Annotated in this window: 24 protein-coding genes; 13 read left to right on the forward strand and 11 right to left on the reverse strand. The window is 50.4% G+C overall.

The genetic code is table 11. The features are described 5' to 3' along the window. From MKY97_RS02215 to MKY97_RS02240, 6 genes are all read left to right on the forward strand, one after another. Window positions 1–777, forward strand: coding sequence for a response regulator (locus MKY97_RS02215; RefSeq protein WP_342553904.1), 777 nt, complete (start codon window positions 1–3; stop codon window positions 775–777). Window positions 778–922: 145 nt separating this feature from the next. Next, window positions 923–2,218 carry a sugar ABC transporter substrate-binding protein gene (locus tag MKY97_RS02220; protein WP_342553905.1) on the forward strand — a complete coding sequence of 432 codons (1,296 nt, stop codon included), beginning with the start codon at window positions 923–925 and terminating at the stop codon, window positions 2,216–2,218. Between the two features lie 26 nt (window positions 2,219–2,244). Continuing rightward, window positions 2,245–3,315, forward strand: coding sequence for a hypothetical protein (locus tag MKY97_RS02225; protein ID WP_342553906.1), 1,071 nt, complete (start codon window positions 2,245–2,247; stop codon window positions 3,313–3,315). Continuing rightward, window positions 3,312–4,226 carry a sugar ABC transporter permease gene (locus MKY97_RS02230; RefSeq protein WP_342553907.1) on the forward strand — a complete coding sequence of 305 codons (915 nt, stop codon included), beginning with the start codon at window positions 3,312–3,314 and terminating at the stop codon, window positions 4,224–4,226. The genes MKY97_RS02225 and MKY97_RS02230 overlap by 4 nt, the downstream gene beginning before the upstream one ends. Then, window positions 4,219–5,064, forward strand: coding sequence for a carbohydrate ABC transporter permease (locus tag MKY97_RS02235; protein ID WP_342556203.1), 846 nt, complete (start codon window positions 4,219–4,221; stop codon window positions 5,062–5,064). The genes MKY97_RS02230 and MKY97_RS02235 overlap by 8 nt, the downstream gene beginning before the upstream one ends. Window positions 5,065–5,109: 45 nt before the next feature. Beyond that, on the forward strand, window positions 5,110–6,465 hold the full coding sequence (locus MKY97_RS02240; protein WP_342553908.1) for an FAD-dependent oxidoreductase: 1,356 nt from the start codon (window positions 5,110–5,112) through the stop codon (window positions 6,463–6,465). A 211-nt stretch (window positions 6,466–6,676) separates the two neighbouring features. Here MKY97_RS02240 and MKY97_RS02245 read toward each other — a convergent pair whose 3' ends face one another. From MKY97_RS02245 to MKY97_RS02260, 4 genes are all read right to left on the reverse strand, one after another. After that, a complete protein-coding gene (locus MKY97_RS02245; protein ID WP_342553909.1) occupies window positions 6,677–7,327 on the reverse strand; it encodes an amino acid ABC transporter permease in 651 nt (216 codons plus the stop codon). A 119-nt stretch (window positions 7,328–7,446) separates the two neighbouring features. Next, entirely contained in the window at window positions 7,447–8,169 is a 723-nt protein-coding gene (locus tag MKY97_RS02250) for an amino acid ABC transporter permease (protein ID WP_342553910.1), read from the reverse strand. 232 nt (window positions 8,170–8,401) lie between these two features. Then, complete coding sequence (locus MKY97_RS02255) at window positions 8,402–9,238, reverse strand: ABC transporter substrate-binding protein (protein ID WP_342553911.1); 837 nt, start codon at window positions 9,236–9,238, stop codon at window positions 8,402–8,404. Window positions 9,239–9,400: 162 nt separating this feature from the next. Beyond that, entirely contained in the window at window positions 9,401–10,135 is a 735-nt protein-coding gene (locus MKY97_RS02260; RefSeq protein WP_342553912.1) for an amino acid ABC transporter ATP-binding protein, read from the reverse strand. A gap of 484 nt (window positions 10,136–10,619) precedes the next feature. On the opposite strand from MKY97_RS02260, the gene MKY97_RS02265 reads away from it, so the two are divergent. Further along, window positions 10,620–12,233 carry a glycoside hydrolase family 28 protein gene (locus MKY97_RS02265; RefSeq protein ID WP_342553913.1) on the forward strand — a complete coding sequence of 538 codons (1,614 nt, stop codon included), beginning with the start codon at window positions 10,620–10,622 and terminating at the stop codon, window positions 12,231–12,233. A gap of 186 nt (window positions 12,234–12,419) precedes the next feature. Here the strand turns inward: MKY97_RS02265 and MKY97_RS02270 are convergent, their stop codons facing one another. After that, window positions 12,420–13,271: an AraC family transcriptional regulator gene (locus tag MKY97_RS02270; RefSeq protein WP_342553914.1), complete on the reverse strand. Its 852-nt coding sequence runs from the start codon at window positions 13,269–13,271 to the stop codon at window positions 12,420–12,422. 257 nt (window positions 13,272–13,528) lie between these two features. Between MKY97_RS02270 and MKY97_RS02275 the strand changes: the two genes are divergently transcribed. Beyond that, window positions 13,529–13,987 (forward strand): cupin domain-containing protein, encoded by a 459-nt coding sequence (locus MKY97_RS02275; RefSeq protein ID WP_342553915.1) that lies wholly within the window; start codon window positions 13,529–13,531, stop codon window positions 13,985–13,987. A gap of 158 nt (window positions 13,988–14,145) precedes the next feature. On the opposite strand, the gene MKY97_RS02280 is transcribed toward MKY97_RS02275, so the two are convergent. Further along, window positions 14,146–14,973 (reverse strand): aldo/keto reductase, encoded by an 828-nt coding sequence (locus MKY97_RS02280; RefSeq protein WP_342553916.1) that lies wholly within the window; start codon window positions 14,971–14,973, stop codon window positions 14,146–14,148. A gap of 389 nt (window positions 14,974–15,362) precedes the next feature. Between MKY97_RS02280 and MKY97_RS02285 the strand changes: the two genes are divergently transcribed. The 4 genes from MKY97_RS02285 (at window position 15,363) to MKY97_RS02300 (ending at window position 19,096) form a co-directional block, all read left to right on the forward strand. After that, on the forward strand, window positions 15,363–16,619 hold the full coding sequence (locus MKY97_RS02285; RefSeq protein ID WP_342553917.1) for a DUF445 domain-containing protein: 1,257 nt from the start codon (window positions 15,363–15,365) through the stop codon (window positions 16,617–16,619). A gap of 532 nt (window positions 16,620–17,151) precedes the next feature. Continuing rightward, entirely contained in the window at window positions 17,152–17,433 is a 282-nt protein-coding gene (locus tag MKY97_RS02290; RefSeq protein WP_342553918.1) for a hypothetical protein, read from the forward strand. Between the two features lie 30 nt (window positions 17,434–17,463). Next, a complete protein-coding gene (locus MKY97_RS02295) occupies window positions 17,464–18,750 on the forward strand; it encodes a hypothetical protein (RefSeq protein WP_342553919.1) in 1,287 nt (428 codons plus the stop codon). 73 nt (window positions 18,751–18,823) lie between these two features. After that, on the forward strand, window positions 18,824–19,096 hold the full coding sequence (locus MKY97_RS02300) for a hypothetical protein (protein ID WP_342553920.1): 273 nt from the start codon (window positions 18,824–18,826) through the stop codon (window positions 19,094–19,096). A gap of 119 nt (window positions 19,097–19,215) precedes the next feature. Here MKY97_RS02300 and MKY97_RS02305 read toward each other — a convergent pair whose 3' ends face one another. The 4 genes from MKY97_RS02305 to MKY97_RS02320 all read right to left on the reverse strand — a co-directional run bounded on the left by MKY97_RS02305 (window position 19,216) and on the right by MKY97_RS02320 (window position 23,537). Then, on the reverse strand, window positions 19,216–20,022 hold the full coding sequence (locus MKY97_RS02305) for a YcnI family protein (RefSeq protein WP_342553921.1): 807 nt from the start codon (window positions 20,020–20,022) through the stop codon (window positions 19,216–19,218). A gap of 60 nt (window positions 20,023–20,082) precedes the next feature. Then, window positions 20,083–21,798 carry a copper resistance protein CopC gene (locus MKY97_RS02310; protein ID WP_342553922.1) on the reverse strand — a complete coding sequence of 572 codons (1,716 nt, stop codon included), beginning with the start codon at window positions 21,796–21,798 and terminating at the stop codon, window positions 20,083–20,085. A gap of 252 nt (window positions 21,799–22,050) precedes the next feature. Next, on the reverse strand, window positions 22,051–22,707 hold the full coding sequence (locus MKY97_RS02315) for a response regulator transcription factor (protein WP_342553923.1): 657 nt from the start codon (window positions 22,705–22,707) through the stop codon (window positions 22,051–22,053). Further along, window positions 22,707–23,537, reverse strand: a complete 831-nt coding sequence (locus MKY97_RS02320; RefSeq protein WP_342553924.1) for a histidine kinase — start codon at window positions 23,535–23,537, stop codon at window positions 22,707–22,709. The genes MKY97_RS02315 and MKY97_RS02320 overlap by 1 nt, the downstream gene beginning before the upstream one ends. Before the next feature lie 282 nt (window positions 23,538–23,819). On the opposite strand from MKY97_RS02320, the gene MKY97_RS02325 reads away from it, so the two are divergent. Further along, entirely contained in the window at window positions 23,820–24,008 is a 189-nt protein-coding gene (locus MKY97_RS02325; protein ID WP_342553925.1) for a hypothetical protein, read from the forward strand. Between the two features lie 126 nt (window positions 24,009–24,134). Here the strand turns inward: MKY97_RS02325 and MKY97_RS02330 are convergent, their stop codons facing one another. Further along, complete coding sequence (locus MKY97_RS02330) at window positions 24,135–25,967, reverse strand: diguanylate cyclase (RefSeq protein ID WP_342553926.1); 1,833 nt, start codon at window positions 25,965–25,967, stop codon at window positions 24,135–24,137. Window positions 25,968–26,016: the final 49 nt, after the last annotated feature.

Here is a 26,016-nt window from a genome sequence, read left to right on the forward strand (position 1 = left end):
ATGTATAAAGTGCTGCTTGTGGAGGATGAAACGGTGATTCGTCAGGGATTGCGAGAGTTGATTGTACAGGCATCCCCTCAGTTTCAGGTGGTGGGGGAAGCGGCGAGCGGAGCCGAGGCACTGGAGGTGCTGCGCTGTGAAGTGCCGGATGTATTAATTACCGATATCCGCATGCGTGAGATGGATGGGTTAACGCTCGTTTCGCTGGCCAGAGAGATGTACCCCGAACTGCTGATGCTCATTATTAGCGGATACGGTGAATTTGAATATGCACGTCGGGCAATGGAGCACGGGGTGTTAAGCTATCTGCTGAAGCCCATCGAGCGTCATGAACTGGTGAAATGTCTGCAAAAAATGCAATCGCTGCTGGACCGCAGATTCGGCCGCTCCACACTTCCTGTTTCAGAACCTGCTGGGGCAGCAGAGCTGGATCATGGGGAGCCGCGTAAAATTATTCGCAGTGTGAAGGAACATATCCACCAGCATCTGGATGGTGACCTGCGGCTCCAGACGGTTGCTGCACTGGTCAACCTGAACCCGACTTATCTGAGCCAGCTGTTCAAAACCGAGACAGGCATCAACTACTCCGATTATATCGCGGAGGCCCGCATGGAACGGGCCAAATGGCTGCTGGTCAACACCGGGCTCAAAATCTATGACGTTGCCCGGTTATCCGGGTACCAGAGCCCCAAACATTTTATGCTGGTGTTTAAGCAGCAGGCAGGGTGTACGGCGGGGGAATACCGTGACGGATATGGTGTGCAGCGTGGGGAGTAGTGAGAACAGAGTGGATGGCTAGAGCGACACAAAACCTCTTTAAATTCCGTACCATTTCTGCAATTGACGTGATTTAGGAGCCAGCCGCGCTTTCGATATACTGAGGTGGCACAGGAATACCATAACGTCCATAAGGGGGATTTCTATGAAAAAGGCAGGACTGATGCTGGTTCTCGTGTTTATGATCACAGCTCTAATCGGGTGCACAAGCACCAATACGGGCGGGGATTCTAACGCCTCTGGTGGAGAGAACGACAAGGTAGAGCTGAAGTTCATGATGTGGGGGAATCAGGCACACATTGATGTGTACAACAAGCTGATTGATGGCTTTACCAAAGAAAACCCGGGCATCAAGGTGACGATGGAATCGGTGCCGTTTGCCGATTATCAGCAGAAAATATCGGTGCTTGCCGCAGGGGGCTCGCTGCCTGATCTGGCCTGGGTATCGGAACGAATGATACCGCAGTTCAAGTCCAACCAGATCCTGGCGGACCTGTCGGCGTTCAAGGATGATGCACAGTTTAAGCTGGACGATTACATTCCCAGCACGCTTGATCTCTTCCGTGAGGGAGATCAACTGTTAGGCCTGCCGTTTTCTACACCGCCGGTGGTGATGTTTTATAATAAAACGCTCTTCGACAAAGCCGGGCTGACCGATCCAAACACGCTGGCTGCCAAAGGGGAGTGGACGTGGGAACAGTTCGAGGCATCTGCCAAAGCCATCACCAGCAAAGATGCGGCGAATCGCATCTATGGGGCTAACTTTTTTCGCGACTGGAAAACCTGGGCGGTGCTTTCTTCGTACTCCTGGTCTAATGGAAGCGGGCCGTTCAACGAAGATATGACAGCGTTTACCTGGAATGATCAGTACGGTGTGCAGACCTTCGCGATGCTGGAGCGCATGATGTTTACCGACGAATCTCACCCGAAAGCGGGCGAGCAGGTGAGCTTCGATGCAGGCAATGTGGGCATGTTCTTCGATAACTACAGCTATGTGTCCAAAGCGAGGGAGATCAAGGATTTTGAATGGAGCATTGCCCCTATGCCGTCCGGTTCACAGGGCAGCGTACCGATGCTGGGGCAGGCGGGTTATGCCATGTTTAACGACAGCAAACATCCGGAGGAAACGAAGAAGCTGCTGAAGTATTTTGCCAGTGAACAGGGGACTCAGGCCACCGCGACGTATTTTGTGCCTGCGCGTACTTCGGTGCTGAACTCGGACGCCTTCATCGAGCAGCCGAACAACCCGAGCAGAGAGCATATCGAGCAGGCGGTCATTAATGAAATGCCCAAAGCGCGCCTGATTCCAGGACATATTCGCTGGCAGGATATTGATAATGCGGTGCTGCAGGGGTTTGACCGTTTGTTCGCCCGTACAGCGGCTGCCGAGGATAATTTAAAGCAAATGCAGACGGAAGTACAACCCATACTGCAGCCCTGAAGAGCAGCGAAAGGAGGATGAAACAGGTGGACCACATGAAGAAGGTACAGAAGGAGCGGAAGGAGCAGAAGCCCGAGCAGTCCGAGCAGACGCAGCGAGTACAGCAGCTGAGCAATGTACAGAATACGGGGCAGGCACAGGAGATGCAGCAGCTGCATGAAGTGCGCAGCGAACAGGGGTCCGAGCAGCAGCCGGAGCGGATACAGCCGAGACAGCACCCGAGCGATGTGCACCATACGGGGCAGGCACAGGAGATGCGTCAGTTACAGGGAATGCACAACGAACAGAGATCCGAGCAGTCCGAGCAGACAAAGCAGCTGCAGGGAGTGCACAAGGTGCAGCATTCACAGCAGGTCGATCAGCTTTGGGATAAGCAGGACGTGCTGAAGACGGATCGGCTGCAGGCTTTGCTGGATCAAAAACCGCTGTCGCTCATCGTCAGTCTGCCTGCAAACGATCCTGCCTTGGCACGGGCGGCCAAGGAGGAAGGTGCCGATGCGCTGAAGGTGCACTATAATGTTGGCCACCGCGCCAGCGGCAGCCATTTTGGTCCACTGGATGAATACACCGAGGTGTTTGATGCGATCCGCTCGGAGTTCGGAGGGCCGTTAGGTGTTGTGCCATCCGGCAGCATCGAAGGAACACGAAGAGAGGATGTGGAGCGCCTGGCGGGTATGGGCTTTGATTTTTACTCGATCTACGCGCATCATCTGCCTTCTTTTATGCTGCGTGATCTGGGGCTGGCATCTACGTTTGCGATTAACGATGAGTATGATCCGTCTCTGGTGGCTGGGGCTGCACACTTTGGTTTTACTGCGCTGGAGGCTTCCATTGTACCCGGAAAAGAATACGGTACCCCGCTAAGCTTCGCGGACGTACTTCACTACCGGCGGCTGGTCCAGCAGGCCGGAATTCCGGTACTGGTTCCTTCCCAGCGCAAGCTGGTGCCGGAGGATATTCCGGTGCTGCACCACAGCGGCGTCAAGGCGATAATGCTCGGCGCAATCGTTACAGGCAAAACGGAGGATCAGCTGCGCAGAGCAGTCAGTAATTTCCGTAATGCAATGGATCGTTTGGCGGGGAGGGACGGGTTGTGAGCCGCGCCAACAAGCGGAGACGCGGCGGACCGCTCGCAAGAGAGGCGCAGATTGCTGGCTGGTTGTTTATTTCACCTATGGTGCTGGGATTTACCCTGCTGCTGCTGTTTCCGATGGGCCTGGCGTTATACATGAGCCTGACGGATTGGCCGCTGCTGGGAGACCATCATTTTATCGGACTGGACAATTACCGGGATATTATGACGGACAGCATGTTCTGGGAAGTGCTCGGTAATACGATTTATTTTACCGCAGGTCTGGTGCCGCTGAATATTGTACTCGCCCTGCTGCTTGCCCTGCTGTTGTCCAAGAGCATTCGGGGGATCGGCATTTTTAGAACAGCCATTTTTGTGCCGGTCATGACTTCGTTGATTGTCTGGGCGATTGTGTGGAAGCTGATGTACGCGACAGAATCAGGATTAATCAATCAGCTGCTGCTGATGATCAGTATTAAGGGACCGGCCTGGCTGTATGATCCCAATCTGGCGATGCCTGCGGTCATTGTGACCAGTGTGCTGAAAAATGTCGGGCTGAACATGGTGCTGTTCATTGCAGCATTACAGCAAGTGCCTCGTTCCTTATATGAGGCGGCGACACTAGATGGAGCGGGCAAAAGGGCTTCTTTTTTCAACGTCACATTACCTATGATCACGCCGACTGTATTTCTAACCGTGGTGATGACCGTGATTGGATCACTCAAAGTATTCGGACAGATCTATGTCATGACCCAAGGCGGGCCAAGCAGCAGCACGAAGGTGTTGGTCTATTACATCTGGGAAAAGGCATTCAAGCTGTTCCAGTTCGGCTATGCTTCGTCTCTTGCCTATGTGCTGTTCCTGATTGTACTGATTCTAACGCTGCTGCAGTGGCAGCTTCGAAAGAGGTGGGTATTTGGTGAAGGCGATGCCTAGTTTGAACGGCCGGAGGTTCGGCGCCGCTGCGGGCACATATTTCGTGCTGACCGTAGTTTCGTTAATCATGATTGTTCCGCTGCTCTGGATGGTCTCGACTTCTTTGAAAGAACCGCAAAGCATATTTACCTATCCGCCGCAGTGGATACCGGACCAAGTACAATTTCAGAATTATATCGATGTGTTTCGCTTGATTCCGTTTCACCGTTTTTACGGGAATAGTGTTTACATCTCTGCGCTGGTAGTGCTGGGGACGGTGTTTTTTGCTTCTCTTGCAGGGTATGCCTTTGCCAAGATTCCGTTCAAGGGACGGAATGTAGTCTTTCTTATGCTGCTGAGTGCGATGATGATCCCCCATGAGGTGACGGCGATTCCGATGTTCTTGTTTATGAGACAGCTGGGATGGATTGATACGCATCTTCCGTTGATTCTGCTGCCGATCTTTGGCGCGGGCGGTGTGTTTGGCATCTTTGTGATGCGGCAGTTCTTCATTACGGTCCCCTCCGAGCTGGAGGAAGCGGCAATGATTGACGGCTGCAGCCGATTTCGAATCTATTGGCAGATTATGCTGCCCCTTGCAAAACCGGGCATGGCAACCCTGACGATCTTTACATTTGTGACAAGTTGGAACGAATTCTTTGATCCGTTGATTTTCATCAATTCGAGAGAACTGATGACACTGCCGCTGGGATTGTCCCTGTTCACCGATGAAGTAGGTACAGCCTGGCAGTATCTGATGAGTGCGACCGTTATGGCAACGGTGCCGCTATTGATTGTTTTCTTCCTGGCGCAGCGGCGATTTATCGAGGGTGTAGCGATGACGGGATTGAAAGAGTAATCAGGATAGGAAAGGCAGCGGATCACATGGAAGGGGAGGTAACGTATGAGTGAACATAAACATGTGGAGATGGAATCGGCGGACGTCGTTATCATTGGAGGCGGCCCTGCGGGGATTGCAGCAGCTATCGCAGCAGGACGCCAGGGTGCCCGTGTAGTGCTGGTGGAACGCTACGGATTCGTTGGCGGGATGTCAACGGCCGCTATGGTGTATCCGTGGATGACGTTTCATACCGAGCAGGGCGAACAGGTCATTCGGGGGATTGCACAGGAGATTGTAGACCGTCTGCAGACATGCGGCGGCTCACCGGGGCATCTGCGTGATACGGTTGGTTTTGTGCACAGCGTGACACCATACGATCCGGCCGTCTACCAAGTGGTTGCGGCAGAGATGCTGCAGGAGGCGGGAGTCCGGCTGTTACTGCATAGTTTTGTGGATGGTGTTATTGCCGTAGACGGTCGTGTAGAAGCTGTGCGAGTTACGAACAAATCCGGTCAGCTCGAGATTCAAGCGGAAGTATTTGTTGATGCAAGCGGAGATGCCGATGCAGCGTATCTGGCTGGGGCTGCTGTAGCGAAGGGAAGAGAGGCGGATAGTCAGTCCCAGCCCATGACGATGAAATTCCGCATGCGCGGCGTGGACCTTGGGCGTGTGAAGCAGTATATGCAGGCGCACCCGGATGAATTTTATGAGAAAACGCCCTTTGCCGAACTGGACACGATTCCGTTAACGGGCGTGAGCGGCTTCTACTCACACTGGAAGAGAGCGGCGGTGCCGATTCAGCGTGATCAGGTGTTGTTTTTTACCGGACCGGCGGAAGATGAGGTGCTGATTAACTGCACCCGGGTGCAGGGGTATGATGCCACAAATGCGGTAGATTTAACGACTGCAGAACAGGAAGGACGGAAGCAGGTGCTGATGATTGCCGAGTTTCTGCGGCGTGACGTACCAGGCTTCGAACGGGCTTCCATCTCGGCAGTAGCACCGCAGATCGGTATTCGAGAATCCAGACGTATAATTGGACACTATGCGCTCACTCAAGAGGATGTCGTTGCAGGGCGGAGCTTCGAAGATGTGATTGCCAGAAGCGGTTATCCAATCGATATTCATGATCCCTCCGGTCAGGGAGTGACGGCTGCTTTTATTAAAGGAGATGGAGCGTACGATATTCCTTATCGCTGTCTTGTCTCGCGTAATATTCGCAATTTGCTGGCAGCCGGGCGGTGTATCTCAACCACACATGAGGCCCACGCCACGACCAGACTAACCCCGAGCTGCATGGCAACGGGAGAGGCTTCCGGGACAGCAGCGGCTTTGGCGGTAAAGCTGAAGCTTGACCCGGAGAAACTGCCCGTACCGCTGCTGCAGGCCGAGCTGCGTCGGAATGGTGCAGCAATCTGAGAGAAGAGTGGGTTGTGAGCAGCAGGGTTTCTAAGGATCTTTAGAACTATTAGAACTAAAAAGCTCCAATCCCACGAAAGATGTGAGAGTGGAGCTTTTTATTATGGAGTCGTTGGGTTTATACAGCTGAGCCTCGGGAAGTTCCAATTTGAGCAGCGCATCAAGAGTGAACGATCCTCGAAAAGTGCCAGTTCTGCGATGCAGTCCCTTCTTAATTCATGCGTGCCTCAAGCTTTCTTGCAACGATGGAGAGGGAGTAGTTGATGATGAAATACAAGACTGCTGCCAGAAGCAGCGCCGGGATAATATAATCGAAGCTCTGCCCGCCAAGGATCTGTACATTACGCATCAGCTCCGGCAGAGAGATGATGATTGCCAGCGACGTATCCTTCAGCAGAGAGATGAACTGGCTGACCATGGGCGGAGACATGCGGCGCAGTGCTTGCGGCATAATGATGCCGCCGAGCGTCTGCATGTAGCTGAGGCCCGAAGAGCGAGCAGCTTCCACTTGGCCGCGCTCCACAGATTTAAGACCGCTGCGCACAATTTCTGCAATCATAGCGCCCTCAAACAGGCTCAGACCCACGACCGTAGACCAGAAGGCGGGCATTTTAATGCCGAGCTGCGGCAGCACGATATGAATAAAAAAGATGATGAGCAGCAGCGGCAGGTTACGAATGGTATCTACGATGACCGCCACAATCTGTGAGAGGACGGGAACTCGCGTGAATCGTATTGTACCGAGCAGCGTACCCAGCACAAAGCTGAACACAATGGATAAGCCCGCAACCTGCAGGGTTACCCAAAATCCTTGCAGCAGGAAACGAAGGTTAGGCCATTCATAGGCCCCGCTAAAGTCCATACATCCGATGCCTCCTTCGGTGAGCAGTATATGTTCAATGTTTGCAAACCCAAACACAAGCTTAGACCCAAATCCTTCTCGGGCCTATCGTAAGCCCAAACTCCATCTCAAATTCCGTACTACATCGTAACCTGCCCAGCGGGTTTGTTTTTTTTCGGTTTTCCTTTAGGTTTGCGTGCCTCGGCATCACTCTGTCCAAACCTGCGTTCCATATAATGCACCAGAAAGCTGAGTGGCAAGGTTAGCGTCAAATAGAATAGTGCAACAATGGTGTATACACTTAGCGGCTGGAAGGTATCCGAGTTTACAATGTCTGCAAAATACATCAAGTCCATTCCGGCTACCACTGCCAGGATGGATGAGTTTTTGACCAGATTAATAAACTGGTTGCCGATGGAGGGCAGCACAATTTTGATGGCCTGCGGCAGAATGACCAGGTTCATGGCCTGTACATAGGACAGCCCGGAGGATCGTGCGGCTTCCAGCTGTCCGCGAGGTACGGTCTGAATCCCTGCCCGAATGGCTTCCGCGATGAAAACGGCCGTGTAGATGGTCAGCCCCAGTGTGCCTGATATAAATCCGTCCAGAGAAATACCGAGTGCAGGCAGTCCAAGATAGAAAAAAAACACAACCAGCAGCAGTGGAATATTGCGGATAAACTCAACAAAGGCCGTTCCGAACCAGTTTAACGGTTTGACTGGAGAGATTCGAAAGATAGCAAGAATGGCTCCCAGCACAAAGCTGCCAATCAGAGCTACCACGCTCACTTGAATTGTATTCAGGAATCCTTCAATGAACCGGTCCGAGTGCCTGAACAGTACGCTGAAATCCAATGTGCCCATATACAAGTGCCCCCGTTCTCCAGGTGTGAAAATAAAACAGCAGACGCATCCGCTGCATGCATACCTCTCGCATACAGCAGATGCTTACAATACATGTTATGCAGATCACCATATGCACCATGATCTGATGAGTAGATCGGCAAATGCTGCATCGTCGCCAGATGCATAGCATGCAGCTTGGCCAGCGAAGGCCTGCACGATATGCATCACATCAGCAGATGCACTCTAAATGTTATTCAGGCTTGCTTCCCAGCCATTTCTCGTGCAGGGTGTCGTACTCACCGCTGTCTTTCAGGCTTTTCAGCACCTTGTTCACTTCTTCTACAAAAGCCGTGTCTCCTTTGCGAATGGCCATGCCATAAGGTTCGCTTGTAAAGTTACCGCCAACCAGCTTGTAGTTGTTGTCCGTCTGCTGCATGCCGATGAGAATGATGTTGTCGGTAGTCAGAGCTTCCCCTTTGCCTGCTTTCAGTGCCGTAAATGCATCCTGATAATTATCAAACTCCAGTACCTCGGCCTTCGGTGCCTTCTCGCGTATATTCTGTGCCGACGTGGAGCCTTTCACAGCCAGTACTTTCACGCCATCGAGGCTGTCCAGCCCGGTGATGGCACTGTCGCTTTTCACCAGCAGGGACTGACCTGCCTCAAAATATACATCACTGAAATCTACCTGCTCCTTACGCTCATCTGTAATGGTCATCGTGGCGATGATGATATCGATATCCCCATTCTGCAGCATCGGAATCCGTGTCTTGGAGGTGACTTCTTTCAGTTCGACCTTCGTCTCATCTCCAAGAATCTGCTTGGCGATCGCTTTGGCTATGTCGACATCAAAGCCTTCCACATTCCCGCTCGACGGGTCTTTGAGCCCGAACAGTTTGGTATCGTATTTCACGCCAGCGACCAGCTTGCCGCGTTCCTTGATCTGCTCAATCGTTCCTTTCGCTTCTGCATCGCCTCCGCCGCTCGCTGAGGGTGTATCTGTACCCGTGTTACAGCCGGACAATACAAGGGACAGTATTAGTACCAACATTAACGTCAAAGACGGCCACTTCATTATGTTTTTCATCAATTAAGACCCCTTTCGAAATTGGACTGCGCATAAAAGAATGATGACGGATATGCCGATACGGAATAATTGTTCTCATTGCGAGAGCCAGGTTCTCTGGTGTCTATTGCTTCTTGGTAGTTGTAGTGTGAGTGTCTTTCGAATCTCATGAAGGAGCGTGAGCTAGTGATGGATCAGGCGGCTGAGAAACTGCTGCGCCCTTTCCTCTCGGGGGTTGTCAAAAAACGCTGCGGCGGGTGCCTCTTCTACAATCCGGCCCTCGTCCATGAAAATGACCCGGTCTGCCACCTCGCGGGCAAAACCCATCTCATGGGTAACCACAACCATGGTCATGCCGTTATGTGCCAGGGAGCGCATTACATCGAGGACCTCCCCGATCATCTCGGGATCAAGGGCAGACGTAGGTTCGTCAAAAAGCATAATCTTCGGTTCCATCGCGAGTCCTCTCGCAATCGCTACACGCTGCTGCTGTCCACCGGACAACTGGGAAGGGTAGCTGTCTGCCTTATCGGCAATGCCGACACGTTCCAGGTATTTCATTGCTGTTGCTGCCGCTTGGGCTTTGGGTTGCTTGCGCACCTTCATGGGTGCAAGGGTAATGTTATCGATGACTTTTTTGTGAGGATACAGATTGAAATGTTGGAAAACCATGCCGATGTCGCGGCGGAAGAGGTTGATGTCCACCTTTTTCTGATGCAGCGGGATGCCGCTGACAATGAGTTCGCCTTCGCTGATCGTTTCCAGACGGTTAATACAGCGGAGCAGTGTGCTTTTGCCAGAGCCTGAGGGGCCGACAATAACGACAACTTCCCCTTCTTCGATGCGAAGATGAATATCCTTGAGGACATGGAAATGACCGAAATGCTTTTGGACACTTTTAAATTCAATCAAGAACATACACCCTTTCTGCGACGAAAAATAAAAGGAATAATAAGGTAATATTGCAAAGTAGTTATTTAATCATACATAGTCATCCTGCTAATAGCAATTAGTCTGTAATAAAACATGACATAAGTAATAGATTATATAGGGCTATAGCCAGTAAATGCGTTATATATGTGTTATATAGATAGAGGGCTTGTGACGAATCCTGACAGAAAAATGAATCGATATTCCTAGTTTATTTACAATCATTGGAATTGATGTGTGCTGTATACTGGAATTGATATCCTGTTTTCATAAACCGGATAAGGAATATACATAACAAATAACATCAAGTTCTCCCTGTACATGGCAAAAAAGCTCAACCCGGCACCATAGTGCCGTTGATATGATGGAGCAAAGGAATTCGTTTGAACATATGTGATGCAGGCGCATGAAAGTACAAATAAATGGTACCTGTCAGACACCTTGATTACAGTAGAGAGGATGATTCCAAACCATGAATATATATCACTCCCCATTGTCCGGAGGGGCAGGCAGTACAGCGGATCTTCAAGCTTACGAAGTGGATCTGCCTGCTATTCCTGAGCGTGAATATCTCATTACCGAGTACGGTGCTGTCGGAGATGGCGTTACGGATAATACAGAGGCATTCCGGCTGGCTATTGCGGCATGTGCAGACGAAGGCGGCGGGAAAATTGTCATTCCCGCTGGGGTATGGCTCACAGGGCCTATTGTGCTGCGGAGTCGGATTGAACTGCATGTGAAGGGCGGCGCGCTGGTAACCTTCAGTCGGGACTTTGACCAGTATCCGCTCATTGCTTCAAGCTTCGAGGGCTGGCAGGTCGTACGGTGCCAATCACCCATTGATGCAGACGGGCTCGAAGATATTGCGATAACGGGAGAAGGGATCTGGGATGGCGGAGGGGAAGCCTGGCGTCCGGTCAAACGTTCCAAAATGACGGCTGGTCAGTGGAAGCGACTGCTTGCTTCAGGCGGTGTTGTGGAAACGTCTGGTGCAGACGAACAGATCTGGTGGCCTTCTCAGTCTGCACGTGATGGCGGGACCATTGCCGAGAAGCTCCACCGCGAAAACGTAGGGGACATCGCCGCTTATGAAGACATCCGGGATTTCCTGCGGCCGAATATGGTCAGCCTGCGCCGATGCAAGCGGGTACTGCTGGAGGGGCCTACATTCCAGAACTCGCCAGCCTGGAACCTTCATCCTTGGGCATGCGAGCATGTGACTATACGTCATGTCAGCGTACGTAACCCATGGTTCTCCCAAAATGGAGATGGGCTTGATATCGAGTCATGCCGTCATGTTCTGGTAGAACAGAGTGTATTCGATGTTGGGGATGATGCGATCTGTATGAAATCAGGCAAAGATGCCGAGGGGCGCGAACTGGGGCTGCCATCAGAATACGTTACAATCCGGGACTGCACTGTATACCACGGTCATGGCGGCTTCGTTATTGGAAGTGAGATGTCGGGCGGTGTACGGCATGTACGTGTAACGGACTGCACATTCATTGGTACGGATATCGGTCTGCGTTTCAAAAGTGCACGTGGACGCGGCGGTGTTGTTGAAGATATTCAGATTGAGCGTATTTACATGAAGGACATCATTATGGAGGCGATTTCGTTTTCTTTTTTCTATGCCAATCAGGAGGGTTCTGCTCGCGGTGGGGATCTGGCGAAGGACATCAGCGAAGAAACGCCGGTGTTCCGGGACATCCGAATTTCGGATGTGGTCTGTGCGGGTGCGGATACAGCTTTGTTGGTCAGCGGTCTGCCGGAGATGCCTCTGGACAGCGTAAGTATTGAGCGGTACAGCGTAGAAGCACGCACAGGAATTCAGTGTGCTCAGGCGAAACATCTGCAGATTACGGGGCTGCAGGCACGAATCACCGAAGGGCCGCTGATTCATCTCCACAATTGCAAAGGTGCAGCGCTGGAGGGTGTTGAAGGCAGGGGAGCAGACGGGAAGATGCTTATGGTCACTGGACTGGAATCCGCGGGGATTGTATGTCGGGAAACGGATGCAGATACCGAAGGCCGGCAGATTTCTGTTGGTCCCGAAGTTAGAAATGGCGTCATTATTCGCAGATAACGGCCAGCCGAGTTAGATGAATCAAGAATTTTAAATCGCAGTAATGCAGCCGGACGTCCAGTAAATGAAGTTTTCTTTACAGCAGGGTTTGTGATTCCTATAAAAAGAAGGCGCATATACTGGAGCACGGCTGCCTACTCGGTTTTTTTATAAAAGATGCAGGGCGGAGCAGCGCAGTGCCTGCTCTCACCGATGTTCTTTGCGGTAGCGCAGCGGCGTCGTGCCGGTGACCTGTTTGAAGGTTTTGTTAAAATGAGCGGTATGCTCGAATCCTACTTTCTCTGCGATCAATTGGACACGTTCTTGTGTCGATAGCAGTCTTCGCTGAGCCTCTCGAACCCGGACGACACGCAGGTATTCGCTGAAGCGGAATCCAGTAAGCCTGCTGAACATTCGGCTCAGATAGGAAGGACTGATATAAAAACGGGCTGCCGCACCTTCCAAGGTGAGCGGTTCCGTATAATGTTTATTTACATACGTTACAATCTCGCTAATCTTGTCCTGCATCGGGTGTAATGAACCCGGGTTAGACTCCCGGATAACCTCTTGCACCCGGTGGATTCGAATGAGAAGCTGAGCCAGCAGACTGCGTACAGCGATCTCATAGTGAGGACGCCGATCTTTGCATTCCTGCAGCATCTGCCATAGTAGACGTTCGATCTCGGGTTGTTCGGACTCGGGAAGACGGAGCAGGCTGGAGCATTCAAATGGCAGCAGACCGCAAATACCCAGCTCCATACCTGTAGCAAAAGCAGGCGAGAAACCAATAAGAATTCGTTCGAAGCCGGGTTTACTGCCTTTGGATGTTGTGTGTACATCATGCGGGTTGATGAGAACAAGATCGCCTTTACGGGCAGGCAGTATCTGTCCGTTCATGGAGTATACCCGTTCACCTTCGAGCAGGTAATACAATTCGTAAAAGGGATGAGCATGAGGCTGCGGCATCGCGCTTCCGTCATGTCTTCGCATATGTTCAATGGTAAAGGCGTGCTCGCCAATTCGATACTTCGGACCAATCCGATCTTCGATGAGACTCATTATGCAGCTCCTCTCTACTCCAGGCTTCGCGTTGATATCCATATCATAACGGAAAGTTAACAAATTTGTAAACGCTATCATTATGAGTGAAATCAGTTTTTGGTCCAGAAAAGTATTCCTTAAAAAGGTGAGAAGTAATGAATATTACCAATTGTCAAGGTGACAAATTGGTAATGTTGTTTTAGAGTAGGGAGAGCGAGGTCAGGCTCCGGTTCGGGAGCATCTCCGAAATTGAGTTGGAAGGAAGGAAACACGATATGACAACACATGAATTATCACCGCTCGTTGCTGCGCTGGATATGCAGCCTCACGTTGAAGGTGGTTGGTATAAAGAAGTATGGAAGGCATCGTATCAGATTCCGCAGTCCGTTCTGCCAGATGCATATTCGGGCCCGCGTTTCTCGGCAAGCTCGACCTATTTTCTGCTGCATGCTCACGAAGTCTCCGAGTGGCATACGGTGCTTTCGGATGAGCTGTGGCTGTGGCACAGCGGTAGTCCAATCGAGCTGAAGCTTGGCGGTAATGGCGATAATCCGGAGAACGAAGAAGTGCTGATTCTCGGTATGGATATCGCTGCAGGGCAATCGCCACAGGTACTTGTTCCGGCAGGGGTATGGCAGACGGCACGTCCACTAGGTGATGAGCCGGTGCTGGTGACCTGTGTGGTCGCGCCAGGGTTCCACTTTGATGATTTCAAGCTGGTATCCAAAGGATAAGCTTACGCAGCATGCTGAATAGAAATCCCGATCCAGATGTTCGGCATCTGGATCGGGATTTTTGCGCTGTTCTCATTTTACTGCTTCCAGAAACGAAGGCAGGTGTCATTGAATTCTATAGGGTCTGTATGCAGATGGGTTATTCTAATTGTCATGATTTAAAAATTAAAATTGTCCGGATCGGAACCGAAACGCTTATCTTCGTTCAGACCGTTGATTTGTTCGATTTCCTCAGCGGTTAGCTCGAAGTCATACAGCTCGGTATTGGCACGAATGCGCTCAGGGGTTACCGATTTCGGTATCGTCACGATGCCGTTCTGCAGATCCCAGCGCAAAATGACTTGTGCGGGAGACTTGCCGTATTTGGCAGCAATGTCTTGGAGTAGAGGATGACCCATGAGATTGCCTTGTCCAAGCGGAGACCAGGCTTCAATCTGAATCTCGTGTTTGCTGCAGTAATTACGCAGCTCTGTCTGGGTCAGGAGCGGGTGAAGCTCGACCTGATTGACCGCAGGTTTCACGGCAGCATCCATCATAAGGTCTTCCAGATGATGGATCTGGAAGTTGCTTACACCGATGGCGCGGATGCGGCCTTCCTTATGGAGTTTCTCCATCGCTCTCCAGGTGTCTTTGTATTTGCCTTTGACCGGCCAGTGGATCAGATAGAGATCGAGATATTCAAGGTCCAGACGTTTCATGCTTTCTTCGAAGGCGGCGAGTGTACTCTCATACCCCTGATCACTATTCCATACCTTGGTTGTAATAAACAGATCCTCACGGGCTATGCCAGACTCACGAATGCCTTGAGCGACACCCGATTCGTTGTTATATGCTTTGGCGGTATCAATGCTGCGGTACCCGGCCTGTATCGCGGTTTTGACGGCATCTACCACCTCATCTCCGTCCTTCACTTTGAATACGCCAAACCCGAGCCATGGCATCTTGACGCCGTTGTAGAGTGTTGTTGTGTCCTGAACGTGTTTCATGATCTGTCATTCCTCCTCTGATTCTTCACTTTAACATTAACTTATTACCCTGCAGTGGGGCAGCCAATCGGGTAGAGACAGGCTGTCCGTCTTTATTATACTAAAGATGAGCTCTCTTTGAATCAGCATGGAGAAGTTTGCGCGCGAGAAGCCCCTGTTTTATCCTTTTTCGGCAGGCACAGGTTTGGTTTTACCGCTTGTGGGTGATAAGATGAAGTATACAAAAAACGAATGTAACATATCGAAAAAAATGCTCTATGGAGGGCTGAGCCGGGAAACCGGTCTAAACCTCGGGGCAGTATGTTCTACATAATCTTAACCAACTAAAGCGCGGTTATTTCGAATGACAATCAGAGCCGTGCGATTAACGATAAAGGAGCAGAATAATTATGGCTAAACCTAAACAAACCAAAACGGCAGCAGCCTGGTCTCTTGTAATTATGGGAGCGGGTTTCGCGGCGTCACTGCCATTCCAGGGGGTTCCGGTAGGCAAGCTGCTGGTAGGTTCCTTTGAAGCAGGGCTGGTGGGCGGACTTGCGGACTGGTTCGCGGTGACTGCGCTTTTCCGGCATCCGCTTGGCATACCCATCCCCCATACGGCATTGCTGCCGAAGAACCGGGACAAGATGACGGAAGGACTGGTATCTGCTGTCGAGAATAATCTGTTGAACAAGGACAGTATTACCGAGAAAATTGCCGGCTTCAAAGCAGCGGAGACCGTACTGGATACCCTGGGCCGGGAACTGCATAGTGATGGTATCAAAACGATGATTGATACGCTGTGCAAACGCATTTTGGCAGGGCTGCCTTTGGAACAGATTGCTCCGATTGCTGCCAAAGAGATCAAATCCCAGGCAGGTGCATTTGATCTGGGGCCGATCCTGGAGCGGGCCGCTGTGCAGGTGACGGAGCGAGGGTATGATGCGCAGGCCTTGGATTATGCGTTAAAAGAAGCGGAAGAGTGGCTGGTGAAACCGGAGACCATTCTGTTACTGGGTGAAAGCGGCATGAAAGCAATTAGCGGTATCCAGATGAATGGACTCATGCAGTTTGCGATGAACGCGTTCATGGGTTATATGAATGAGGACCGTCTCGGCGGCATTATTCAAGGATACCTTTTTGACCGGGTAGAGGATATGAAGAGAGAGGGCAGCGCGCTGCGTTACAAAGTACTTCACATGCTGCGTACTCAGGCACTGCGCCTGGCAGTGAGTGAAGCCGTGCAGGATGGCCTGAACGGCTGGAAGAACAAGCTGCTGGAGGGCTGGGACGCCGAGGAGACGGTGCTGAACAAGCTCACGGAGCTGCGGGATAAAGCGCTGGTGGCAATGGAGGATGGACGTTATGTGGACACGTATGCGCTGCCTGCCATTGAAAAGGTTCTGGCTGATCTGCGCTCAGATGAAGCGTTAATGACAAGTATGAATGCCAAGATCGTGGAAGGTGTCACCACACTGCTGGAGAAAAACCATTCCAAAATCGGTAACCTTGTGCGCGAAAATGTAGATAAAATGGATAATGCTTCACTCATCTCGCTGATTGAAGACAAGGTGGGTCAGGATCTGCAGTGGATTCGAATTAACGGTGCGGTGACCGGATTTATCATCGGGGTACTGCTGACCGCGCTGCGGATGGTCCTTGAATAACGGGAAAAGGCAGGTCAATCTGACTGTGGGAAGAGCCGCTCTTGTGCAGAGCAGGCTCTTTTTATATTGATCTCGAGCCCACCGGGTAAGCTTCTCAATCGACATAGATTGTGTATGGCTGTGGTCGCAGTGGATAAGAGGAACTATGTTATTGAATAAGACTTTTTTCATGGCTTCCAATGGAGCCGGGGAGGAAGTTTTTTTGTTTTAAGATGAAAAAAGTTAGAGATTGGTTGATACAGTGGTCCAGAAAGTGGGTAATATACACCCAGATATAGGGATGAATCATCTAGGAAAAAAGTTTCATGAAAACGCTCCTGATAGCCGATGTGCCTAATGTTGATTTTGTACTATGATTCAGATAACTGAAGAAATAGGCGACTTCGTGAGACGAAAGGATACATGTGCATGAGAACTTTTGAATGGTTTGATTCATCTGAAAGAGGTGAGCTGTGTGCAGCGGGTACATCATAAAATTGGCCTAGTGGTAATAATGATTTTCGCTATATTTGTGCTGGGGGGGTGTCAGAACATGACGGAGAGCGAGAAACAGGCTTATTTTCAAGAAGCGGAGAAGAAAGCTACAAGTTATTTTAAAGATAAATATGAACTGGATGTCGTCATTACGAGCAAGGAGCTGCTGCCTGAGATGGCGCTTGACTCCATTGCTATGGAGGGGCATGTTGCCGAGCATAAAGATCAGGAATTTACGATCTCCTATGATTACAACGAGAAGAAAATCAAAAATTTTGGAATGAGTCCTGCAATCAAGGAAGCCATTACAGCAAAAGGATATGATCCTTACGCAAAATGAATAAATTGACTTTTGGGAGGTGAACAGAGTATGGCTGCTGCGCCAGAAATTGATGACGAAACGTACCGCTTGATGTCTGAACTCGCTTATGAGCATGCGAAAGCTGGTACAGAATACGCAAATCTTCCGGGCTGGAAGGTGCTTGAGGAAACTCATGGAAATAAAAAATCCGGTTTTGATGCGGTGACCTTCTACAATCCTGAGACAAAACAAGCAGTCATTGCTTACCGGGGAACTGAAGGGAGTGCTCCGATAGACCGCAGCGGACCGGATTATTTTGCGGATGGGCAGATTGCTCTACCGGAACTTGGGAGAAAAATCAATCAAACAACTGACATAAGACCGGATTGGTTAGCCGATGGCATACAAAAGGTAAAGGACTTCACCGGCTTGACTACAGTGGAGAATTTTAAAGGCGAAATAGATAAACAGCTGGACAAAACATTGAATCCTTTACCTAATCAGATGTATGAAGCCGAAGACTATGCGACTAATATGCAAAAAAAATACAAGGATCTGGATTTCTCATTGACCGGCCATTCGCTTGGGGGTGGAAATGCCCAGTATGCGGCAGCTTCAACAGGATTGACAGCAGTCACCTTCAGTGCGCCTTCTGTCATCTCCAGCTTGACTCCAGCCTTGAGACGCAAGGCAGAGGAAGGCGGGTTTGATTCGCAGATCACCAATTTCGGGCATCCTGGCGATTTTGTGGCAAGCGGCTTCTTTGGTGGATACGATCGGCATGTGGGTTCGATGTATTATATCAACTCCAATTACAAAGATATGAATGACAACATGAGCATGATGGACAAATTTAATAATACCTTCGGTGGTAAAGAGTACCATGATTTGAAGCAGTATCAGTTTAGAAATGGGTATGTCTCTAACGATCTCTATGACTCGATCACTGGAGAAAAAATCAACTTTTCTCCTCGTGAACCCTCCAATGTTTTAACTGACCTCTCAGCCTTTGCACGAAATTTTGGAGCCTATACAGGCGGTCTAATGGGTGGAATCGCTTCAGCAGCATCCGGCCTGATTCAGGTAACGCCGGAGGAACTGAAAAGTGTGGCCTCCCGTTGGAAACAAAATGCCCAGCAGTGCAATGCCGAACTGAATCAGGTACGGACACGAATGGCCCAGTATTTACATTCGAGTCGAAGCCGCAGACTGGAGCCGATTGTAACGCAGCTGGATGCATCCATCCAGGAGCTGAGCACATGGCATATGAAGCATACCAGCCAGTTCCTGACCTTTATTGATGAGAAGGCAGATGCTTTCCGGCAGGCGGATGAGAGTCCGGTTCATTTTAATTAGTGTCCGGTAATGGCCCGAGAAACGAACATTCAACGTGAAGCGTGTCTACATGCATAGAGGGGGAGGTACACAGATGAGCGGACAACTGCTGGTGGAACTGAATGACCTGCGGATCGCAGAAAAGGAGCTGTCGCAGCTGCTTGTTCGCCTGCAGGCGGACGAACAGGAGGCCAGAGCGCTTTACGGCCGACTCAACGATTGGAAAGGGCAGTCTGCTAACTACACGAGGCAGCAGATTGAAGAGTTCTTCGCAGGCCTCGCCAAGCGGATCCAATCGATCGAAATGCAGAAGCGAAGTTTGAACCAATATATCGAAGTGATGATTCAAACGGATCAGGAGCGCTGAAGATCAGCCAGGCAGATCTATCAAGAACGGCCCGGTTTGATTGGGACAACAAAAAAGGAGGCTGCAGCATAAACGGGGCAATCCCGTGTGCTGCAGCCTCCTTTGCTATTTATTACTGTTTAACGTTTCTTACGGCGAGTTGCCAGTGCAATGCCCAGGAAGGACATGATTAGAGCCAGAATGGATACGATTAACGTCGCCTGCTGCAGTTTCAGCGTACCGGTGTCTGTATCTGTGTTGTTCGGTTGTCCTGTCACTGTATCAGAGAGGGCATCGCCCAGAGTGGTGTCATCATTTCCTTTTTTGCCGTCGGCTGCACCATCAGAAGCTGTGCCGTCGGTCTTGTCGCCAGCTGCACCTGCGCTGTCATGTCCATCACTGGCTGCAGCTGAACTGTCGTGGCCACCACCTGCGGCATTACCAGCAGCGGCAGGGTCATCACTGATTGCTGTAATGCTGTGGGGATTGTTGTCCCCCGGCTTCCCCGTCCATTCTACAATGCTGCCGTCACTGTAATATTGGAATGCATCCCAAGCAACTTCTGCTGCCGTTTTCGGGTTTTGTGCAACAAAGTTAAACTGCTGGAACTGTCCAGCGAGAATACCCTGGTTATCTCCGTCAATCTCCCAAGTAATCGAAGTTACTTCGTTAGAGTCATTCTTCTCGGTTGTGATCTTCCATCCTGCAAGCGGCTGATACTGCTTGAACGCAACTCCCTCTGGAATTTTAAGCGTAATTTTGGTGGTTGCCAGTTCTTTCTCAGACGGTATTTTAATCGTATAGGTCTGCCATGCACTGGTCTGTGCGGTAGATGGATTCACCGTGACGTGAGCGCTGGCCAAGCCGGAGACCAGCAGGAATGCTGCTGCACCTGCTGCCACAGTGGATGTAAGTTTGGATACCCATGATGTCTTCTTCAAAATCATAACCCCTCTCATTCTTCTGCTGTGAATTCATATATGTTTGATTCTATATGCGGACTGCTGCTATGGTCTGGATGTTTCAATCTCGAATTCGGCGTCTATCGCATCAAGTGATTTCGTCAGCGCATGGACCTTGATGTTCCATTTGCCGGGCATGGAGATATAATCTTCTGCTGCATACATTCCAGTATCATTCTTCGGAATGGTGATCTCGTAAATACCCATATCCATATCCAGGTGGGTGAGTGATAACGTTACCTGTTCCAAATCTTTGACGATGCTGCCGTCAGCCTGTTTAAAGCTGACTTTAAACTGATTCTCTCCCGTTACGTTAGGACTCACCTGAAGTGTAATCACGGAGCCGCCCTCTGTCGTCTGTGTGCCTTGATAAGGTCCTGCCGGAGCAGGCTGACCAGGAGACAGATGAGTAAGCACAGCCGCCAGTGCAAGGATGACGGCACCGGCAGCGAGTTCAATTTTCAAGCTGCGGGATAGACGGCTGCCAGCAGCTGCCTTTGCTCGCTTCGCGTGATAACCAGCGAAAACAAGCATTACAACAAGCAGCAGTATTTTGCCGATCAGCACAAGACCATACGCTGTCGTGAACAGGGAAGTCAGCAGCGGTGCGGGCAGGATAATTATACTGCTGTAGATGCCCGTAGCAACCAGAACAGCTACAGCACCGATGCCCCATGCTGTAAACCTTCTTAACGCCGCCCAGTAGACTTCGCCCCGCAGTTTCGCAGGTAATCGATCCGTAAGCGGCGGCAGGCATACCGCCATAGCAGTGAGAGCGCCAATCCAGAACGCAGCGGCAGCCAGGTGTACAAAGTCCATCGCAATGGCCAGTACACGCTGCTCGGCAGCAGCGGGATGGCCCGTCATGGCATGAGTAAGCAGCCAGCCCAGCACAAGCAGCAGTGATCCGTATGAGGACCAGATGCGTACTCGTATGGAGCGGTCCAGATCATAGCCGGACAACAGCGTGACGGCGATCAGCATCGCAATAAGCATCTGCAGCATCCAAATCTGACCGAAGGATGTCAGTTTGAGGGCGCTCCCCATTAATGCCCAACTGAACTCGCCCAAAGTCACGCCAGACTCATACAGCGTATTTAGCGGAAGGCTCACCAGCGCGGCGAAGGATGCGGCAGCATAGCTGATCCAGAGCAGTTTATAGCTGCCTGGAGCATCCATCGGTTCCCGAAGCAGCGAAGAGGGTGCAATTCGCAGGAGCAGGAAGGCCAGTGTGCCTAGAATGATGGACAGCCCCAGATACTGAATCCAGTCCGTGAAAGATACAATCCATTTCAACGGTCCGCCGGCTGCACCCGAACCGGAAGCCAGATCCTTCAGCCCGGCAGGCGCACCGGAAGGTTCACCAATGTGGAACACATATGCTCCGGAGATGGGATGACCATCGGCCGATACTGCCTTCCAGTTCACCGCGTATGTTCCATCTCCGAGTCCAGTCTTCAAACTGGCTTCCAGAATATGCGGACGTTCCGGATCAATCTGCACGTTCCCATCACCCGCCTGATTGCCATCAGGTCCGGTAATTTTAATATCATAAAAGGCCGTCTGCAGCGATTCGTTAAATTCCAGCGTCAGCCGCTGCGGCGCGGTCGCAAGCAGTTCATTTTCATCCGGTGACGCCTTCACAATGTACGCATGTGCAGATGCCCACTGCGGCATCACAAGACAGAGCACCAGCAGCAGACCTGTGAGCAGTGCCCAGTGGCGTTTGTTCCAGCGCGGGGTCAAAATTCTTACATTCAAAAAATCATCACCCTCAGGTTATAGATTTGCAGTTATATATCCATGATTTGTTCGTTCGCACACAATCTATACCATTATAACTTTGTCCAAAATGAAGACGTATGACTACATTGGGCTATAAAAAATCATGGATTATCGCATATTTGTGACAAAAGCTTGAAATGCTGCACGCTCAGATGCAGTGCTGTTACATCCTGCACATCGTAAGCGGCAGATTTTATGATAGAATTCCCTATTCACTTGAAAACACTCTTATTTGCGAGGTTTGCGGCCGGCAAGTCCGCTCTCCAACGCATAGCGAGTGAGCTGTACCCGGTTCTCCAGCTGCAGCTTCTGTAGAATGTTCTTTAGATGGTTCTTGACGGTCTGATCGGAGATGCCCAGCTGCTCGGCAATTTCACGATTGGTATATCCCGCAGATACCCATTGCAGAATCTCCAATTCCCGGGCTGTTAACGGATTTTCTTGTACATCCTCACTTCGAGGAGCGGGAAACTCCTGCAAAATTCGGTATGCCAGCTCCTTGCTGAGCGGTGCATCGTCACTGACAATGGCCCGCAGATATTCAAGCCAAGTTGAAGGAGATAAATTTTTGCGCAGATAACCTTGAGCCCCCTGCTTCAAAGCTTCAAAGAGGTAAGTGACATCATCCGAAACAGTAACCATCACGATAATAACGTAGGGGAAACGGAGTTTGATCTGCCGCGTTGCTTCCAATCCATCAATATCCGGCATCTGTACATCCATCAGTATCAGATCTGGCATCCACTGCTCGGTCAATTCCAGCGCTTCCTGTCCATTCTTTGCCGTACCAATGACTTCAAACAAGCTGTCCTCAGATAAAATGGTGCAGATCGCCTCACGCGCATGCGCATGATCGTCCACGACCAGTACACGTACCAGTTCCATCAATTCTGCCCCTTTCCAATGATCATTTGTGTATTACCTGGCGCTGAATTAAGCTTCAATTCCCAACCCATCTGCTCGGCTCGTTCCTTCGTAATTCTCAAGCCATAACGGTCTTTAAGCTGCAGTGGGTCTCCCTGAATGCCGACGCCATTGTCTTGAATGTTAACGGACCAGCGAGAGGCACTGCCTTCCGCGTGAACGCGCACCTGGGTGGCTTGAGCATGTTTGCGTACATTAAGCAGCGCTTCCCGTATGCAGGCCAGCAGCTCGACCTGTTCTTTTGCTGAGAAAGAAACTTCGGTGAGGTGCCATGTAATATGAGCATCAGGGACCGTATCACTCACGATGGATTCAACCTGGGATTGCAGGGCAATGGCTTCGGGATCGGCAGCGGGAGAAGGTACATAACGCAGCTGGGCAATGGCTTGTCTTACATATGTATTGACTTCATGTACCGTTTTCTGGATATCGCGAATATCCTGCTCATGACGGGTACCAGCGAGGCTGCGCCCCGCTTTGTCTGTCTTCACGGAGAGCAGAAACAGAGACTGTGAAATGCCGTCATGCAGCTCCCGGGCAAGCTGGTCGCGGGCTTCAAGCGCAGTCTTGGATGCACGTTCCTGTTCCAGTGCGGCCCTTGCCCCCTCCAGCATGCGGAACAAACGGCTGAGGAGCGTTACACTGACAAAGTAAACGATCACAGGCGTCAGCCAGTTTCCGGCATCCATCGATAGATAAGGCATCAGAAACTGATGGCGAATATATTCCCACAACCCCACGGTGATGGTGGGAATCAGCAGGATCATCCATTTAATCTGTTTGTAGGACATCTGTATATAACTCCTTTTAAATAAAGATGAGTCTAATGGGACCATTATAACGCAACCTTGTCCAAGACCCTAGTCCGGGCAGTTTACAGGAAATCGGGCAGGATCAAAGAGTATTTAGAAGGATATCTAAGAACACTATGGGGTGAAATGCTGTCATGCTGGGTGAGGGTTCATGTGCTCGACTCAGGAGAGCTCTGCCCGTTTTCGATATGAAGCAAGGTCCTCTATACTTATATAGAACGCAAAATCATCACAAAACATGTTAAGGAGTGACGCAGCAGCATGAGTCAAGAAGTATTGGAACGTCGCAGTGAATTGCTTAAGAAGAACATTCACCAGATGCTTGTTCAAGACAATCAGCACGGGATCAGTCGCCAGGACAACATGTTTTTGCAGCAGATGATTAAAGAGCTGCATCAGACCTCGCATGAACTGAATACGATGAGCAGCACAGAGAGTTCACAGGACTGATTTATGGATGCATCCGATGCACCCTGGTCCATGGTACACAACACATCACGATGAAAATGAAAATGGCGCTATCCCTGCATGGGGATAGCGCTTTGGCGTATTAGAAGCGTTATTCTCTATTTTGGCTTACTGTAACAGTTGATGAGCCGTTCGTTTTTCAATATATCGAATAAATAACTCGGCGAGTTCCGGGTCAAATTGTGTACCTGAACAAGCTCGCAGTTCCAGAATGGCTTCGTCCACGTTTTTGGTTTCCTGATACGGACGCTCGGTTGTCATGGCATCAAAGGAATCGATCACGGTCAGCATGCGGCACAGCTTCGGAATTTCATGCCCCTTCAGGCCGTAAGGATATCCATGACCGTCGTAACGTTCGTGATGCAGTTCAATGTATGGGATCAGATCGGCGAAGCGATCATTCGTCATTACCATTTTTTTGCCCCAGGTCACATGGCCTTTAATCGTATCCCATTCCTCTGAGGTGAGCTTCTCCTTTTTGTTCAGAATCGACCAGGGAATCTCCAGTTTGCCAATATCATGAATCAAGGCCCCAAGCACGAAGCGCCGTTTCTCTGCATTGTCCAGCTTGAGCACTTCACTGATATCCAGCGCGTATTTGTAGACCCGTTTGGAATGTTTGAACGTATCCATATCTTTGTATTGAAACAAATTGAGCTGCTGCTCAATATCGCGGACATCCTGAACCAGATCGATCTCGTGTTCCATACCGTCATTGCTTCCGTAACGGTGCACATTGTTTTTGCCCTGTTTTTTGGCATAGTAGAGCGCTTTGTCCGCCTGATCCACCAGTTGAGATTTGTTGTACATATCCACCTGATAGGAAGCAACCCCTGCTGAGAAGGAGAGACAACCGTGTGGTAGTACCTCAACTCCTTCGAACGGTGTGTCGTTCAGCTGTTTGCGCATCTTGTTCATGAATTGATAAGACTCATCGAGTTCCATGCCCGGCATCAGCAGGGTGAATTCTTCTCCGCCGTAGCGAAATGCAGTAACCGGTGTGCCCTCGGTTTTGCGAATCAGAAAATCCCCGAGCAGTGCCAGCAGGCTGTCACCCTGAAGGTGGCCGAACTGATCATTATATTTTTTGAAATCATCAATATCAAGCAGTCCCAGACAGAGCGGGGTTCCCTGCGTGCGTGCTTTGTTCAGCTCTGTTTCCAGCATACTCTCGAAATAACTGTGATTGAACAGCCCTGTACGCTGGTCCGAGTTGGCTTTTTCTTCGATAGACTGGTACATAATGAACAGCTGTTTAAACGCATGGGAGAGCAGGATGCTGAGACTCAGATATAAAAGCAGACCAAGCACGCCGTTATGTACGACCAGAATGGTGAGCACCAGTGCCAGAATAAGCGTACACAGATAAACGAGAAGCGACTCCGTCACGAATGCCCGTTTCATCTGCTGCAGCGCATCCTTGGTTGAGAAATGAAAGAACAATCCCAGCGTAATCGTGTTAATGATAAAATAAGCTGCCAGAGCTGCAAAATAAGGGAACAAGTTATAGCCATTGATCGCTCCACTCTGACCACCTGTCCATTCATACACCGCAGCAGCCCCGGTAATCATGAGGCTGTATATGCTGAAATTGACGATATGCTTCCACCAGGTAAGTTTGCGGTCTTTAATCAGCAGAATGATGGAAATCGGCAGCAGCACAGAGAGACTGAATGCCCCGCCGAACATAAATATACAGGCCAAATACACAGAGGAATCCATCGATTGCTGGTTACCCTTCGGGGGAATCTGGAATGTAAAGTAGTCGAGGATCAGCGCGGCTCCCAGCATGGTATATACCATGACCCAGTCGGCTGTAGTCAGGTGCAGATAGGACCACTGGTTCATATAGATAAAAACGCCAATCCCGGTGCAGCTGAGCAGAGTAACATACATCATACTTCGATCTGCCTTACGGATAAGGTTGCGAATAAAGTTCATATTAAATCTCCTGCTTGGGTTTAGTTATCTCGTGATGTTATCTATAAAT

This window comes from Paenibacillus sp. FSL R7-0652 (assembly GCF_038595045.1).
Taxonomy (GTDB): Bacteria; Bacillota; Bacilli; order Paenibacillales; family Paenibacillaceae; genus Paenibacillus.